At 62.6% G+C, this 14,471-nt stretch carries 14 protein-coding genes; 11 read left to right on the forward strand and 3 right to left on the reverse strand.

From position 1 onward, the window contains the following. Nucleotides 1-139: 139 nt before the first annotated feature. Nucleotides 140-1,360, reverse strand: coding sequence for a CaiB/BaiF CoA-transferase family protein (locus M2D63_RS18380; protein ID WP_285864412.1), 1,221 nt, complete (start codon nucleotides 1,358-1,360; stop codon nucleotides 140-142). A gap of 15 nt (nucleotides 1,361-1,375) precedes the next feature. Next, entirely contained in the window at nucleotides 1,376-2,557 is a 1,182-nt protein-coding gene (locus M2D63_RS18385) for an acyl-CoA dehydrogenase (RefSeq protein ID WP_157190697.1), read from the reverse strand. 160 nt (nucleotides 2,558-2,717) lie between these two features. Here M2D63_RS18385 and M2D63_RS18390 point away from each other — a divergent pair, with 160 nt between their 5' ends. The 10 genes from M2D63_RS18390 to M2D63_RS18435 all read left to right on the forward strand — a co-directional run bounded on the left by M2D63_RS18390 (nucleotide 2,718) and on the right by M2D63_RS18435 (nucleotide 12,390). Beyond that, nucleotides 2,718-3,644 carry a LysR substrate-binding domain-containing protein gene (locus M2D63_RS18390; protein WP_285864413.1) on the forward strand — a complete coding sequence of 309 codons (927 nt, stop codon included), beginning with the start codon at nucleotides 2,718-2,720 and terminating at the stop codon, nucleotides 3,642-3,644. A gap of 407 nt (nucleotides 3,645-4,051) precedes the next feature. Then, a complete protein-coding gene (locus M2D63_RS18395; protein ID WP_285864414.1) occupies nucleotides 4,052-5,173 on the forward strand; it encodes a Re/Si-specific NAD(P)(+) transhydrogenase subunit alpha in 1,122 nt (373 codons plus the stop codon). An 11-nt stretch (nucleotides 5,174-5,184) separates the two neighbouring features. Continuing rightward, the gene (locus tag M2D63_RS18400; protein WP_133213363.1) at nucleotides 5,185-5,502 is read left to right on the forward strand and encodes an NAD(P) transhydrogenase subunit alpha; all 318 of its coding nucleotides are present in this window, start codon (nucleotides 5,185-5,187) and stop codon (nucleotides 5,500-5,502) included. Between the two features lie 2 nt (nucleotides 5,503-5,504). Beyond that, nucleotides 5,505-6,941 (forward strand): NAD(P)(+) transhydrogenase (Re/Si-specific) subunit beta, encoded by a 1,437-nt coding sequence (locus tag M2D63_RS18405; protein WP_285864415.1) that lies wholly within the window; start codon nucleotides 5,505-5,507, stop codon nucleotides 6,939-6,941. Between the two features lie 177 nt (nucleotides 6,942-7,118). Then, entirely contained in the window at nucleotides 7,119-8,612 is a 1,494-nt protein-coding gene (locus M2D63_RS18410; RefSeq protein ID WP_285864416.1) for an acetyl-CoA hydrolase/transferase family protein, read from the forward strand. Nucleotides 8,613-8,932: 320 nt separating this feature from the next. Beyond that, on the forward strand, nucleotides 8,933-9,148 hold the full coding sequence (locus M2D63_RS18415; RefSeq protein ID WP_285864417.1) for a DUF1127 domain-containing protein: 216 nt from the start codon (nucleotides 8,933-8,935) through the stop codon (nucleotides 9,146-9,148). Between the two features lie 293 nt (nucleotides 9,149-9,441). Continuing rightward, the gene (locus tag M2D63_RS18420) at nucleotides 9,442-9,759 is read left to right on the forward strand and encodes a DUF2388 domain-containing protein (RefSeq protein WP_285864418.1); all 318 of its coding nucleotides are present in this window, start codon (nucleotides 9,442-9,444) and stop codon (nucleotides 9,757-9,759) included. A gap of 88 nt (nucleotides 9,760-9,847) precedes the next feature. Next, the gene (locus M2D63_RS18425; protein ID WP_285864419.1) at nucleotides 9,848-10,087 is read left to right on the forward strand and encodes a DUF2388 domain-containing protein; all 240 of its coding nucleotides are present in this window, start codon (nucleotides 9,848-9,850) and stop codon (nucleotides 10,085-10,087) included. Between the two features lie 27 nt (nucleotides 10,088-10,114). Beyond that, nucleotides 10,115-10,435 (forward strand): DUF2388 domain-containing protein, encoded by a 321-nt coding sequence (locus M2D63_RS18430; RefSeq protein ID WP_285864421.1) that lies wholly within the window; start codon nucleotides 10,115-10,117, stop codon nucleotides 10,433-10,435. Further along, nucleotides 10,432-12,390: a DUF4105 domain-containing protein gene (locus tag M2D63_RS18435; RefSeq protein WP_285864422.1), complete on the forward strand. Its 1,959-nt coding sequence runs from the start codon at nucleotides 10,432-10,434 to the stop codon at nucleotides 12,388-12,390. Before M2D63_RS18430 ends, M2D63_RS18435 begins: the two co-directional genes overlap by 4 nt. A gap of 2 nt (nucleotides 12,391-12,392) precedes the next feature. On the opposite strand, the gene M2D63_RS18440 is transcribed toward M2D63_RS18435, so the two are convergent. Further along, nucleotides 12,393-12,794, reverse strand: a complete 402-nt coding sequence (locus tag M2D63_RS18440) for a GFA family protein (RefSeq protein ID WP_285864424.1) — start codon at nucleotides 12,792-12,794, stop codon at nucleotides 12,393-12,395. Nucleotides 12,795-13,099: 305 nt separating this feature from the next. Here M2D63_RS18440 and M2D63_RS18445 point away from each other — a divergent pair, with 305 nt between their 5' ends. Further along, nucleotides 13,100-14,407 carry a CitMHS family transporter gene (locus M2D63_RS18445; RefSeq protein WP_285864426.1) on the forward strand — a complete coding sequence of 436 codons (1,308 nt, stop codon included), beginning with the start codon at nucleotides 13,100-13,102 and terminating at the stop codon, nucleotides 14,405-14,407. The last annotated feature ends 64 nt before the right edge of the window (nucleotides 14,408-14,471 follow it).

Here is a 14,471-nt window from a genome sequence, read left to right on the forward strand (position 1 = left end):
GATTCTCAAGGAGTTTTCCGTTTCGACTGCGCCGGAAGTGGGGCGAATTATAGAGAGATAAAACGGGGCGTCAAGGGTTTATTTCAAACTCATGACAACAAGCCGCTGACGCGCCGTTCCTATATAGAAGGGAATGCCGTTACAGCACACCCGCACCACGCAGGCGCTCGATATCCGCGCCTGCCAGCCCCAGCACTTCGCCCAGCACCTGCTCGGTATGCTCACCCAACAGCGGTGGCGCATTGCGATACTCCACCGGCGTCTCGGACAGGCGAATCGGACTGGCCACCTGCGGTACATGCCCGGCCAGCGGATGCGGAATCTCGATCGCCAGCCCCCGCGCCTTCACTTGCGGGTCGGCGAACATCTGCGCCAGATCATTGATCGGCCCACATGGCACACCGGCCTGTTCCAGTTGCGCCACCCACTCGGCAGTGGTCTTGAACACCGTTGCCTGGCGGATCAGGGGAATCAGCTCGGCCCGGTTGGCCACCCGCAGCTTGTTGGTGGCAAAGCGCGGATCATCCGCCCACTGCGGCTGACCGGCGACTTCGGCGAACTTGCGGAACTGCCCGTCGTTGCCCACTGTAAGGATGAAGTCGCCATCGGCCGTAGGAAAGTCCTGGTACGGCACGATATTGGGGTGCGCATTCCCGAGACGCTTGGGAGGCGTACCGGTGGTGAGGTAGTTCATTGCCTGGTTGGCCAGGCAGGCTACCTGCACGTCGAGCAGCGCCATATCGATGTGCTGGCCGCCACCGTCGTGGTCACGATGGGCGAGGGCGGCCAGGATCGCTACCGTCGAGTACAGACCGGTGAGAATGTCCGTCAGCGCTACACCGACCTTGACCGGCCCGGCACCTTCGTCGCCTTCAGGGCGCCCGGTCAGGCTCATCAGCCCGCCCAGCCCCTGAATCATGAAATCGTAGCCCGCACGCTTGGCATAGGGCCCGGTCTGGCCGAAGCCGGTGATCGAGCAATAGACCAGCTGTGGGTTGATCGCCTTCAGGCTTTCATAGTCCAGCCCGTAGGCGGCCAGGCCGCCCACCTTGAAGTTCTCGATCACCACATCGGACTTCGCCGCCAGCTCGCGCACCAGACGCTGGCCCTCGGGCTGAGTGAAGTCGATGGTCACCGACCGCTTGTTGCGGTTGGCCGAGAGGTAGTAAGCCGCCTCGCTGGTGTTCTCGCCGTAGGCATCCTTCAAGAAGGGCGGGCCCCAGGCGCGCGTGTCATCGCCGGTCCCCGGACGCTCGACCTTGATGACTTCGGCCCCGAGGTCAGCGAGGATCTGCCCGGACCACGGCCCGGCCAGCACTCGCGACAGATCCAGTACCCGCAGATGAGATAGCGCGCCCATGGGCTGGCTCCTTGATCAGTAGAAGGCCTGGATGCCGGTTTGCGCACGACCGAGGATCAGCGCGTGGACGTCGTGGGTACCTTCATAGGTATTGACCACTTCCAGGTTGACCAGGTGACGGGCGACGCCGAATTCGTCGGAGATGCCATTGCCACCGAGCATGTCACGGGCCAGGCGGGCGATATCCAGGGCCTTGCCGCAGGAGTTGCGCTTCATGATCGAGGTGATCTCGACGGCGGCAGTGCCTTCGTCCTTCATCCGCCCCAGGCGCAGGCAGCCTTGCAGAGCCAGGGTGATTTCGGTCTGCATGTCGGCCAGCTTCTTCTGGATCAGCTGGTTGGCAGCCAGTGGGCGACCGAACTGCTTACGGTCCAGGGTGTACTGGCGAGCGGTGTGCCAGCAGGCCTCGGCGGCGCCCAGCGCACCCCAGGAGATGCCATAACGGGCCGAGTTCAGGCAGGTGAACGGCCCCTTCAAGCCGCGCACATCCGGGAAGATGTTCTCTTCCGGCACGAAGACGTTGTCCATGACGATTTCACCGGTGATCGAAGCGCGCAGGCCGACCTTGCCGTGAATGGCCGGGGCACTCAGACCCTGCCAGCCTTTCTCCAGCACGAAACCGCGGATATCGCCGGCATCGTCCTTGGCCCAGACCACGAACACATCGGCGATCGGGCTGTTGGTGATCCACATCTTGTTGCCGGTCAGGCGATAGCCACCGTCGACTTTCTTTGCCCGGGTGATCATCGAACCCGGATCGGAGCCATGATCAGGCTCGGTCAGGCCGAAGCAGCCGATCCACTCGCCGCTGGCCAGCTTGGGCAGGTACTTCTGTTTGGTGGCTTCAGAGCCGAACTCGTTGATTGGCACCATGACCAGGGAAGACTGCACGCTCATCATCGAGCGGTAGCCGGAATCGATACGCTCGACTTCGCGGGCGATCAGGCCGTAGCACACGTAGTTCAGGCCGCTGCCGCCGTATTGTTCGGGGATGGTCGCGCCCAGCAGGCCGACTTCGCCCATTTCGCGGAAGATCGCAGGATCGGTCTGCTCATGACGGAAGGCCTCCAGCACGCGCGGGGCCAGCTTGTCCTGGGCGAACTGATAAGCGCTGTCACGCACCATGCGCTCTTCTTCAGTGAGCTGTTGGTCCAGCAACAGCGGGTCGATCCAGTTGAAGCTTGCTTTACCGGCCATGAGCGAATCCTCGAAAAATGAGACCAGAGTTGTTGTGCATTGATCCTAGGCCTGTTCCGGTGACGAGACAAACGAGGAATACGCATAGTCTTGTGATAATTTCTCACTCCGTAATGACCGGAAAGGCCATCTTTACGCCAGATTAGTGAGGTTGACGTACATGCGCCGCAAGATCCCCAGCACTGCAGCCCTGGTCTGCTTCGAGGCGGCGGCCCGCCACGAGAGCTTTACCAAGGCTTCCCAGGAACTGTCCCTGACCCAGGGCGCCGTATGTCGGCAAATCGCCGGTCTGGAGGAGTTCCTCAATGTCGAGCTGTTTCGCCGCTCGCGCCGCGGGGTGAAGCTCACCGAAGCCGGGCTTTCCTATAGCCGCCGTGTGGCTGCACAGCTCGATGCCGTGGAGCGCGACACCTTGTCGGTGATGGGCCAGCAGGGCGCCAATGTCATCGAACTGGCGGTGGTACCGACCTTCGGCACGCAATGGCTGCTGCCCAGGCTCAAGGACTTCCAGCAGCGTCACCCGGAGGTCACGGTCAACCTGACCAACCGCACCCGGCCCTTCCTGTTTGCCGATACCGACTTCGACGCCGCCATCTATTTCGGCGACGCCGACTGGCCCGGTACTCACTCTCATCGGCTGATGGGCGAAAACCCGGTGCCGGTCTGCAGCCCGTCCTGGCTGGACGGGGAAGGGCAGCTCGATGCCGGACGCATCGCCCAACTGCCGCTACTGCAGCAGACCACGCGGCCCTACGCCTGGCGCCAGTGGTTCAACAGCCTGGACATGAACGTGCCACGGGACATGACGGGGCCGCGCTATGAGCTATTCTCAATGTTGGCCCAGGCCGCCATGCACCAGATGGGCGTGGCCTTGATTCCGCCGTTCCTGATCCAGCGGGAACTGGCAGAAGGGCGCCTGGTGGTGGCCAACCGGCATGCGCTGTCGAGCATCAAGGCGTATTACCTGATGATCCCCGAGCGCAAGGTCGAGTCGGCCTCGCTGCGCGCCTTTCGTGACTGGCTGGCGGCCGAAGCCGACCGCTATGCCGCCGAACACAAGGATGACAGCTATAACCTGACCCCGTAGTCAGCAAAATTGCAACCCTACAGATATAAGGAAATGTCGCATTTCATATAACTGTTTCCCCACCCCTGCCGACACCCCTTAACCCTGCTGATTATGCGGCTTTCACAGCATAAATCGCGTTTTGAACAGCGCATTCAGCGAATTCGGCGGATTTTTTTCAAAATTTGCCGTAATCTCCCTGAAGCCCGCAGTTGACGGGCTCCAGGCATGTTCTTGCGACATTCGGTCACAGGGTGACTTGTAGTTTAGATCTCGTCACCCTTCAAAACTGGTTGAAGACGCTCAGGAATCACCTGCAAAATGCCGCGCCCCGCCTGAATTCGGCGGGATCGTGCTGATCGGCCGCCCCAGCTGCACCATCCGCAGTGCGCTGGTTTACCTACAAAAGATCACGCAGGAGATTTGACGTGCACATTGGTGTTCCTCTCGAAACGCAGACGGGCGAAACACGGGTTGCTGCAACCCCCGAAACCATCAAGAAACTGGTGGGGCAGGGGCATAAGGTCACCGTCCAGAGCGGCGCCGGCATCAACGCCAGCGTTCCGGACAGTGCCTATGAAGCAGCAGGCGCCATTATTGGCAGCGCCGCCGATGCGTTTGGTGCTCAACTGATTCTTAAAGTTGTAGCACCCAGCGACAGCGAACTGGCCCTGATCAAGAGTGGCACCGTCCTGGTGGGGATGCTCAACCCGTTCAACAACGCCATCATTGCCAAGATGGCCGAATGCGGCATTACCGCCTTTGCCCTCGAAGCCGCGCCGCGCACCTCGCGGGCGCAGAGCCTCGACGTGCTGTCCTCGCAGGCCAACATCGCCGGCTACAAGGCCGTGCTGCTGGCTGCCCACCACTATCCGCGCTTCATGCCGATGCTGATGACCGCCGCCGGCACCGTCAAAGCCGCGCGCGTGCTGATTCTCGGTGCCGGCGTGGCCGGGCTGCAGGCCATCGCCACGGCCAAGCGCCTGGGTGCGGTGATCGAGGCCTCGGACGTGCGTCCGGCGGTGAAGGAGCAGATCGAGTCGCTGGGCGCCAAGTTCATCGATGTGCCGTACGAGACCGATGAGGAACGCGAGTGCGCCGAAGGCGTCGGCGGCTATGCCCGTCCGATGCCGGCCAGCTGGATGCAGCGTCAGGCCCAGGCCGTGCACGAGCGCGCCAAACAGGCCGATATCGTCATCACCACCGCACTGATCCCCGGCCGCAAGGCGCCGACCCTGCTCAGCGCCGAAACCGTGGCGCAGATGAAGCCAGGCTCGGTAGTCATCGACCTCGCGGCCGCCCAGGGTGGCAACTGCCCGCTGACCGTCGCCGACCAGGTGGTGGTGGAGCAGGGCGTGACCATCGTCGGCCCGACCAACCTGCCGGCGCAGGTGGGTGCCGACGCCTCGGCGCTGTATGCACGCAACCTGCTCGACTTCATGAAGCTGCTGTTCGACAAGGACGGCACGCTGGTGATCAACCTCGAAGACGATATCGTCGCCGCGTGCCTGATGTGCCGCGACGGCCAGATCATCCGCAAGAACGGATAAGGAGCCAGACAATGGAAGACATGCTGATCTCTCACGGCGTCTATAACCTGATCATTTTCGTGCTGGCGATCTACGTCGGTTATCACGTGGTGTGGAACGTCACCCCGGCACTGCATACCCCCCTGATGGCGGTTACCAACGCCATTTCCGCCATCGTCATCGTCGGCGCCATGCTGGCCGCCGCCCTGACCGTTACGCCGCTGGGCAAAGTCATGGGCACCCTGGCGGTGGCCCTGGCAGCGGTCAACGTATTCGGTGGTTTCCTGGTCACCCGGCGCATGCTGGAGATGTTCAAGAAGAAAGCCGCAAAGGCTGAGGGGAAGCAGTAATCATGAGCATGAACCTGGTAACACTTCTCTACCTTGTCGCCTCGGTGTGCTTCATCCAGGCGCTCAAGGGCCTGTCGCACCCGACCACGTCGCGACGCGGCAATCTGTTCGGCATGCTCGGCATGGCCCTGGCGATCGTCACCACCGTCGGTCTGATCTACAAGCTCGGCGCGGAACTGGCCAGCGATGGCATCGGCTACGTGATCGTCGGCCTGCTGGTGGGCGGTACGGCGGGCTCGATCATGGCCAAGCGCGTTGAAATGACCAAGATGCCTGAGCTGGTAGCCTTCATGCACAGCATGATCGGTCTGGCCGCGGTGTTCATCGCCATTGCCGCCGTGGTCGAACCACAGTCGCTGGGCATCGTCTCCAGCATCAGCGATCCGATCCCGACCGGTAACCGCCTGGAGCTGTTCCTCGGTGCTGCCATCGGTGCGATCACCTTCTCCGGTTCGGTCATCGCCTTCGGCAAGCTCTCGGGCAAGTACAAGTTCCGCCTGTTCCAGGGCGCACCGGTACAGTTCAGCGGCCAGCACAAGCTGAACCTGATCCTGGGCCTGGCGACCATTGGCCTGGGGCTGATCTTCACCTTCACCGGCAGCTACAGCGCCTTTGCCCTGATGCTGATCCTGGCGTTCGTCATGGGCGTGCTGATCATCATCCCGATCGGCGGCGCCGACATGCCGGTGGTGGTGTCGATGCTCAACAGCTACTCGGGCTGGGCGGCGGCCGGTATCGGCTTCTCGCTCAACAACTCGATGCTGATCATTGCCGGCTCCCTGGTCGGTTCGTCCGGTGCCATCCTCTCGTACATCATGTGCAAGGCGATGAACCGTTCGTTCTTCAACGTGATCCTCGGCGGCTTCGGTGGCGCGGCAGATGCCGGCGGCCCGGCGGGCGCCCAAGAAGCCCGTCCGGTGAAATCCGGCTCGGCCGACGACGCGACCTTCCTGCTGAGCAACGCCGATTCGGTGATCATCGTCCCTGGCTACGGCCTGGCGGTGGCCCGCGCCCAGCACGCGCTCAAGGAACTGACCGAGAAGCTGACCCACAACGGCGTGACCGTGCGGTACGCGATCCACCCGGTGGCAGGACGCATGCCCGGGCACATGAACGTACTGCTGGCCGAAGCCGAAGTGCCGTACGACCAGGTGTTCGAGATGGAGGACATCAACTCCGAGTTCGGCCAGGCCGACGTGGTGCTGGTGCTCGGCGCCAACGACGTGGTCAACCCGGCCGCCAAGAACGATCCGAAGTCGCCGATCGCCGGCATGCCGATCCTCGAAGCCTTCAAGGCCAAGACCATCATCGTCAACAAGCGCTCCATGGCCAGCGGCTATGCCGGCCTTGATAACGAGCTGTTCTACCTGGACAAGACCATGATGGTCTTCGGCGACGCCAAGAAGGTCATCGAAGACATGGTCAAGGCTGTCGATTAAGACAACTCCAGCCTGTGACAATAAGCCCCAGCGCGGTACCGGCTGGGGCTTTTTCGTCCCCAGCCAGCCGACAGAAGGCTCTATTTCAAGGCTTCGCATTCGACCTTGGTCGTGGGACGCGGCGTTGCTAAATCACTAGACTGCGCATCTAGCTTTAGTAGCCCGAGATAACAATCCATGTACCGTGATCGTATCCGCTTGTCCTCCCTGCACAGCAAGGTAATGAGTGCGGCTGATGCCGCTGGCCTGATCCAGGACGGCATGACCGTCGGCATGAGCGGCTTTACCCGCGCCGGCGAAGCCAAGGCCGTGCCCCATGCGCTGGCCGAACGCGCCAAGCAGTCGCCCCTGCAAATCAGCCTGATGACCGGTGCCAGCCTGGGCAACGACCTCGACAAACAACTGACCGAAGCCGGTGTACTGGCCCGTCGCATGCCGTTCCAGGTCGACAGCACCCTGCGCAAGGCCATCAACGATGGCAAGGTCATGTTCATCGACCAGCACTTGTCGGAAACTGTCGAGCAACTGCGCAACCAGCAACTGAAGCTGCCGGACATCGCGGTCATCGAAGCGGTCGCCATCACCGAGCAGGGCCACATTGTGCCGACCACCTCGGTGGGCAACTCGGCCAGCTTCGCGATCTTCGCCAAACAGGTGATCGTCGAGATCAACATGGCGCACAATGCCAACCTCGAAGGCCTGCACGACATCTATATCCCGACCTACCGTCCGACCCGCACGCCGATCCCGCTGGTAAAAGCCGATGACCGCATCGGCAGCACCGCGATCCCGATCGACCCGGCCAAGATCGTCGGCATCGTCATCACCGAGCAGCCGGACTCGCCGTCCACTGTGCTGCCGCCGGATGACGAAACCCAGGGCATCGCCAACCACCTGATCAACTTCCTCAAGCAGGAAGTGGCGGCAGGGCGCATGACCAACAAGCTCGGCCCGCTGCAGGCCGGTATCGGCAGCATCGCCAACGCGGTGATGTGCGGCCTGATCGACTCGCCGTTCGAAGACCTGACCATGTACTCCGAAGTACTGCAGGACTCGACCTTCGACCTGATCGACGCCGGCAAGCTGAGCTTCGCCTCGGGCAGCTCGATCACCCTGTCGACCCGTCGCAACGCCGATGTGTTCGGTAACCTGGAGCGCTACAAGGACAAACTGGTCCTGCGCCCGCAGGAAATCTCCAACCACCCTGAAGTGGTGCGTCGCTTAGGGATAATCGGCATCAACACCGCCCTCGAGTTCGACCTGTACGGCAACGTCAACTCCACCCACGTCTGCGGCACGCGGATGATGAACGGCATCGGTGGCTCCGGCGACTTCGCCCGCAACGCCCACCTGGCGATCTTCGTCACCAAGTCCATCGCCAAGGGCGGCGCGATCTCCAGCGTGGTGCCGATGGTCAGCCACGTCGATCACACCGAGCACGACGTCGACATCCTCGTCACCGAGCAAGGCCTGGCCGACCTGCGTGGCCTGGCGCCACGGGAACGTGCGCGGGTGATCATCGACAACTGCGTGCACCCAGACTACCGCGAGGCGCTGAACGACTACTTCACCCGCGCCTGCGAGAAGGGCGGGCATACCCCGCACATCCTGCGCGAAGCCCTGGCCTGGCACGAAAACCTGGAAGAAACCGGGCGCATGCTCGCCAGCTAAGCCACACAGTACTCAGCCGACGACGTGCAATGCGCGTCGGCTGAGCAACTGACACAGTTAAACTTTCACAAACTGTTCTACTGTACCGGTGATTTCACCCCGGTTTTCCGCTCGCACCTTCCCCAACCTGACAAAAACGCACCATACAGGTGCAGACCAGTACAGTTACGCCTGTTTCGAGTGCAACAGTGCCTCAAAACAGTTAACTGGACCATCACAATGTAGGTGAACTGTATCTACTGTTCTGGACGACAGAGGAGGATCATTGGCATCAGTTAAATCACTACCTAATGCCGCCACAAGCGGAAGGATGACACATCATGGAACGTACCCTCAGTTCCGGTCTCGTTTTCGAAAGCTCCACCGAACAATCCAAAGCTGCACTGCCACTGCGCCTGCTGGCCAACCTGATGCTCTGGCAACGCCGCATCGCCAGCCGCCACCAGCTGGCTCGCCTGGATTCGCGCCTGCTGGCCGACGCTGGCATCAGCGAAGCACAGCGCTACGAAGAGCTGAGCAAGCCGTTCTGGCGTTGATGCAGGGCTCGCCGGCCAAGGCCGGCACCTCGAATTCTCCAAAACCCGTCGCAGGTGACTGCTGACGGGTTTTGTCGTTCTGGAGCCGCGGAATAGAGCGGCTGGCAACGTGACAGGTACAGTTTTAAAAGAGTTATTTTTGACAGGTACAGTTGATAAAATTCGCTATTATCCTGTCTAAGCCACAGACACAATCGCGTGATACCCTTGAAGCACCCAGTTTGGTAAACAAGTAGCGTAACCAGCTGAGTGTGCGTCCGACACACAGAAACAGCTTAATCAGGAGATCGACCATGTTCCGTTCCCGCTTGTTTGGCGCCGCCGTGCTGCTGGCCCTGGCTTCCACCGCCAACGCCACCAGCTTCGTGGTGACCACCGATGCCGTGGTAGGCGCCGTTGCCGCCTCCACCGACGCCACCTCCGATGTGTCCTCGTCGTTCCGCGACGACAAGATCGTGCGCGCTGCCCGTGACGACGCTGCCAGCTTCGTTGCCAGCCAGGGCGATATCCGCGGCGTGAAGCTCGAAAGCGCGTTCGCCCACATCCGCCAGCAGGCCCCAGGCTTGCAAGCCAGCGACGCCCAACTGGCCCAGGCCATCCTGGCACTCTGAAGGTGCCCGCCGCCGGTTTCAGCATGTAACACCATGCAATGAAACCGGGCTCCCTGCGCTGGTCCCGGCCAGCGCATTGGGATAGCCTTTGCCGCCGGATCAACCTGCCTGCGAGCGTCATGCGTTATCTGTCACCAGCAAGGTGACCTCGGCGCCCTTCGATAACAAACTGTTGCTCGATGCCCATGATGACGCCGCCGTGTTCCTCGCCAGCGACGGACAACTGCGCGGTGCCCTGCTGCAGGCCGCCTTGAGCCGGTTGCGCCTGGACCACCCCCAACTTCATGGTGGCAACCTTGAACTGGCGCAAGCAATTCTCGTCCAATGATTACCCTGTTCCTTCCGGAGATGTTCCATGCGTAACCCGCTGATTGCCGCCACCCTAGGCCTTCTGTTGCTGGCCGATGTAGCCCAGGCGCAAACCCTGGTGGCCACCAGCAACATTATCGTGCGCGCTTTCGGTCGCTCGATCGACTTCACCTCCGATACCACCACCTCGATCCGCGACTCCAAGGTCGTGCGCGAAGCCCGCGACGATGCGGCCAGTTATGTCGCCAGCCGCGGTGAAATCCGTGGTGCCCAGCTGGAAGCCGCATTCGACACCCTGCGCCAGCGTGTGCCTGAAGCACGCGAGGCCAGCGACCAGGTACTGGCCGAAGCCATCCTCGCCCTGTGAAGACCCTGCGCGCCTGGCTGCTGGGCGGCCTGCTGATCCTGTTGGGCGGCCCCGCACTGGCCGACCTGCGACTGCACCTTGAAACCGACGGGCTGACACCCGCCCAGCAGGACGCCAGCCAGGCGCTGCTGGATGAGGCGCTGCGAGCGCTGCCGCCCAGTTTCAAGACCCGCCTGGACCGGCGTATCCGCGTCAGCTGGGGCACGAAAATGCCCGAAGACGCTTACGGCCAGGCATCGCTGGTATCCACCCTCGAGCTCAACCGTAAGTTGCTGCCCGCACTCACCGATGGCAGCGCCGCCACCAGCAAGACCGGCCGCCCCCATGGCACCGTGCGCCAGGAACTGCTGGCCACCGTGCTGCACGAACTGACCCATATCTATGACCGCGCCCGGCTCTGGCAGGGTGACGAGCGACGCCTGATCAGCCAGTGTGCCCGGCAGTTGAACAGCCTGGGCAAGGTCGGCCTGCCGGAGCAGTGCCGTGGCCAGACTGAACGACGCTTCACCCTCAGCGACGATCCGCGCCTGCTTGACCTGGCCGGCTGGCCGCAGTACGTGGGCCGGCGAGGGGAGCGCGAACAGCACAACCGCCAGGTGGCGCGCAGCCCCGACAGCTATGAGCTGAGCAGCCCCAAGGAATTCGTTGCGGTCAATATGGAGTACTTCCTCCTTGACCCCAGCTTCGCCTGCCGGCGACCTGCACTGCAGGCCTACCTCAAGGCGCATTTTGACTGGGCGCCGGAGCATCCGGCCTGCCCGCAGGCACTGCCGTTCCTCAATGCCGGCAACGACTTTGCCAAAGCGCCGTTAGGGGAGATCGATCCGGAGCGGGTCTACTCGGTGGACTACCTGCTGGCCGAGGCCAACCAGAACTGGGTCAGCCGCTGGGGCCACAGCATGCTGCGCCTGGTGATCTGCGCCCCGGGACGTCCGCGCGGGCCGGACTGCCGCCTCGACCTCGACCAGCACCTGGTGCTGTCGTACCGGGCCTTCGTCAACGATGTACAGCTGTCGAGCTGGGACGGACTGACCGGCGCCTACCCGTCACGCCTGTTTGTCCTGCCCCTGGCCCAGGTCATCGACGAATACACCAAGACCGAACTGCGCAGCCTTGCCTCGATCCCGCTCAAGCTCGATCGCAACGAGGTGGAAAGCCTGGTTCGCCAGGCGGCCGAGATGCATTGGAGCTACGACGGCAACTACTACTTCCTGTCCAACAACTGCGCGGTGGAAACCCTCAAGCTGCTGCGCAGCGGCACGGACAACCCGCGCCTGGCGGACCTGGACAGCATCATGCCCAATGGCTTGCTGGAGGTGCTGCAAGGACGCGGGCTGGCGGATGCCAGCGTGCTCGACGATCCGCGCGAGGCGCTGCGCCTGGGCTATCGCTTCGACTCCTACCGCGACCGCTACCAGGCGATGTTCCTGGTGCTCAAGCAACAGTTGCCGATTCCCCAGGACAGTGTCGAAGCCTGGCTGGAGCAATCTGCCCGGCAGCGCCAGCAATGGTTCCCACAGGCCGACCTGCGCACCAGCGCCGCCTTGCTCCTGCTGGAACAAGCCAGCCTGCGCCGGCAACTGCTGCTGGCCCAGGACGAAGTCAAACAGCGCTACCTGACCGGACGGGAGGCCAACGACGCCAGCGTGTCCAAGGCCAACAGCACCCTGCAGCAGATCCTCGCCAACAGCGGTTTTCTCAGCCGCCCGGCAGAGCTGCTCGGCAGCAAGGGCTACGGATTGCCACAAGCGAGCGAGCGCACGCTGCTGATCAACGAGTCCAGCCAGCGGCAGAAGCAGTTACAGACCCTCAGCGCCGACCTGGACAAAGAGGTACGCGCGCTGCTCGGCCCGGAGCGGGCGGCGGAAATTGCTGCGGTCGAAGCCAACATCAAGCAGGTCGGTGAACACCTGCGTGCCCTGCACAAGGCCGCTGGCGGCTTGCAACTGCCCTGAGGCTAGAGGGTTTCCCCCGGCTCACCTGGCAGTTTCTCATCCAGGTGTAGCCAGGGTAGGCGATTGGCAGTCCAGATATGCCGCTTCGGCTCGGCCAGCTCCGGCCGATCCAGAGTGGTGACGGTAATGTCGATGGTTTCCGGGCTCAGGTCCGTGGTCAGCGCCACATGCGCCCCGCAGCGGCTACAGAAGTACCTCACGCAGCTGGGTGAGGAGTCATAGCGTTGCGGTGTGCCGCTGAGCCACTGGAAATCTGCACAGGGCAGGGTCAGCCAGGTGATCAGCAGGCCGCCACTGACCCGTCGGCAGACCGAACAATGACAGTGGGCAACATCCGACAACGACCCTTGAATCCGGTAGCGCAGGGCGCCGCAATGGCAGCCCCCTTCGTAGGTATTGCGCATCGCTTCCTCCTCCAGGCCGCAGGCCGATAGCCAACAATGCGCCTCTCGTCGCCTTTCGGCCAGCGAAAGCTGGCTGAAAGCTTGCCGACTTAGGATTGCCTCCACTACCGGCACAGACCGGTCAGCCAGGGCGCCTGCTTTCTCCTGCAGCGCCCGGCCCAATTAACAACAACAATGGTGATTCCGATGTCCGCTTACAACCGCCTCTTCGCTGCACACCCTCCGCGACTCCCTGCACCGCGCCTCGCGCGCTGATCCGCCCGACTCGTTCCCCCTTTTCGACGCGATACGCCTGGAGTACGCCCATGCTGACCTTCCTCGGCTTTGCCATGGTCATCACCTTCATGTACCTGATCATGACCAAGCGCCTGTCGGCCTTGATCGCCCTGATCCTGGTACCGATCCTGTTCGCCCTGTTCGGCGGCTTCTCGGGCGAAATCGGCCCGATGATGCTGCAAGGCATCACCAAATTGGCCCCGACCGGGGTGATGCTGATGTTCGCCATCCTGTATTTCGGCCTGATGATCGACTCCGGCCTGTTCGACCCGGCCGTGCGCAAGATCCTCAAGCTGGTCAAGGGTGACCCGCTGAAGGTCTCGGTCGGCACTGCCGCGCTGGCCCTGATCGTCTCGCTCGATGGCGACGGCGCCACCACCTACATGATCTGCGTGGCCGCCATGCTGCCGCTGTACAGCCGCCTGGGCATGAGCCCACGGATCATGGCCGGCCTGATCATCCTCGCCGGCGGGGTGATGAACATGACCCCCTGGGGCGGCCCGACCGCCCGCGCCGCCAGCGCCCTGCATGTCGACCCTTCGGATATCTTCGTGCCAATGATCCCGGCCATGCTCTTCGGCGTGGTGGCGATCCTGGGTATTGCCTACATGTACGGCAAGCGCGAGCGTGCACGCCTGGGTGAACTGCACCTGCCGGGTGACGAAATCGACCACAGCGAAATCAGCGTGTCGCAGTTCCCTGAAGCGCGCCGGCCGAAAATGCTCTGGTTCAACGGTGCCCTGACTGCCGCCCTGATGGTCGCCCTGATCGCCGGTCTGCTGCCGCTGCCGGTACTGTTCATGGTCGCCTTCAGTATCGCCATGATCGTCAACTACCCCTGCCTGCAGCAGCAGAAGGACCGCGTTGCGGCTCACGCCGGTAGCGTGCTGGCAGTGGTCGGGCTGATTTTCGCCGCGGGTATCTTCACCGGCATCCTGTCGGGCACCGGCATGGTCGAAGCCATGTCCAAGAGCCTGCTGGCGGTGATCCCGGATGCCCTGGGCCCGTACCTGGCGGTGATCACCGCGATCGTCAGCATGCCGTTCACCTTCTTCATGTCCAACGACGCCTTCTACTACGGTGTTCTGCCGGTACTCGCGGAAGCGGCCAGCCACTACGGTATTTCACCGGTGGAAATGGCCCGTGCGTCGATCGTCGGCCAGCCGGTACACCTGCTCAGCCCGCTGGTACCCTCTACCTACCTGTTGGTGGCCCTGGCCGGTATCGAGTTCGGCGATCACCAGCGCTTCACCCTGAAGTGGGCAGTGCTGGTCTGCCTGTGCATAATGCTCGCCGCGCTGCTCATGGGAATTTTCCCCCTGTTCAGCAGCCTATAAGACAACAGGTTCATCCAATCGCAACGCGCCCCTTGCCCGGGCGCGTTGCACTTATCGCGCGAAG

It is taken from the genome of Pseudomonas sp. BJa5, assembly GCF_030272875.2.
In the GTDB taxonomy this organism is placed as follows: Bacteria; Pseudomonadota; Gammaproteobacteria; order Pseudomonadales; family Pseudomonadaceae; genus Aquipseudomonas.

What these genes read in the sequence shown, in the direction of transcription:
- M2D63_RS18380 (WP_285864412.1), bottom strand. Translation starts at nt 1,360, where the DNA reads ATGGGCGCGCTATCTCATCTGCGGGTACTGGATCTGTCGCGAGTGCTG.
- M2D63_RS18385 (WP_157190697.1), bottom strand. Translation starts at nt 2,557, where the DNA reads ATGGCCGGTAAAGCAAGCTTCAACTGGATCGACCCGCTGTTGCTGGAC.
- M2D63_RS18390 (WP_285864413.1), top strand. Translation starts at nt 2,718, where the DNA reads ATGCGCCGCAAGATCCCCAGCACTGCAGCCCTGGTCTGCTTCGAGGCG.
- M2D63_RS18400 (WP_133213363.1), top strand. Translation starts at nt 5,185, where the DNA reads ATGGAAGACATGCTGATCTCTCACGGCGTCTATAACCTGATCATTTTC.
- M2D63_RS18405 (WP_285864415.1), top strand. Translation starts at nt 5,505, where the DNA reads ATGAGCATGAACCTGGTAACACTTCTCTACCTTGTCGCCTCGGTGTGC.
- M2D63_RS18410 (WP_285864416.1), top strand. Translation starts at nt 7,119, where the DNA reads ATGTACCGTGATCGTATCCGCTTGTCCTCCCTGCACAGCAAGGTAATG.
- M2D63_RS18415 (WP_285864417.1), top strand. Translation starts at nt 8,933, where the DNA reads ATGGAACGTACCCTCAGTTCCGGTCTCGTTTTCGAAAGCTCCACCGAA.
- M2D63_RS18420 (WP_285864418.1), top strand. Translation starts at nt 9,442, where the DNA reads ATGTTCCGTTCCCGCTTGTTTGGCGCCGCCGTGCTGCTGGCCCTGGCT.
- M2D63_RS18430 (WP_285864421.1), top strand. Translation starts at nt 10,115, where the DNA reads ATGCGTAACCCGCTGATTGCCGCCACCCTAGGCCTTCTGTTGCTGGCC.
- M2D63_RS18440 (WP_285864424.1), bottom strand. Translation starts at nt 12,794, where the DNA reads ATGCGCAATACCTACGAAGGGGGCTGCCATTGCGGCGCCCTGCGCTAC.
- M2D63_RS18445 (WP_285864426.1), top strand. Translation starts at nt 13,100, where the DNA reads ATGCTGACCTTCCTCGGCTTTGCCATGGTCATCACCTTCATGTACCTG.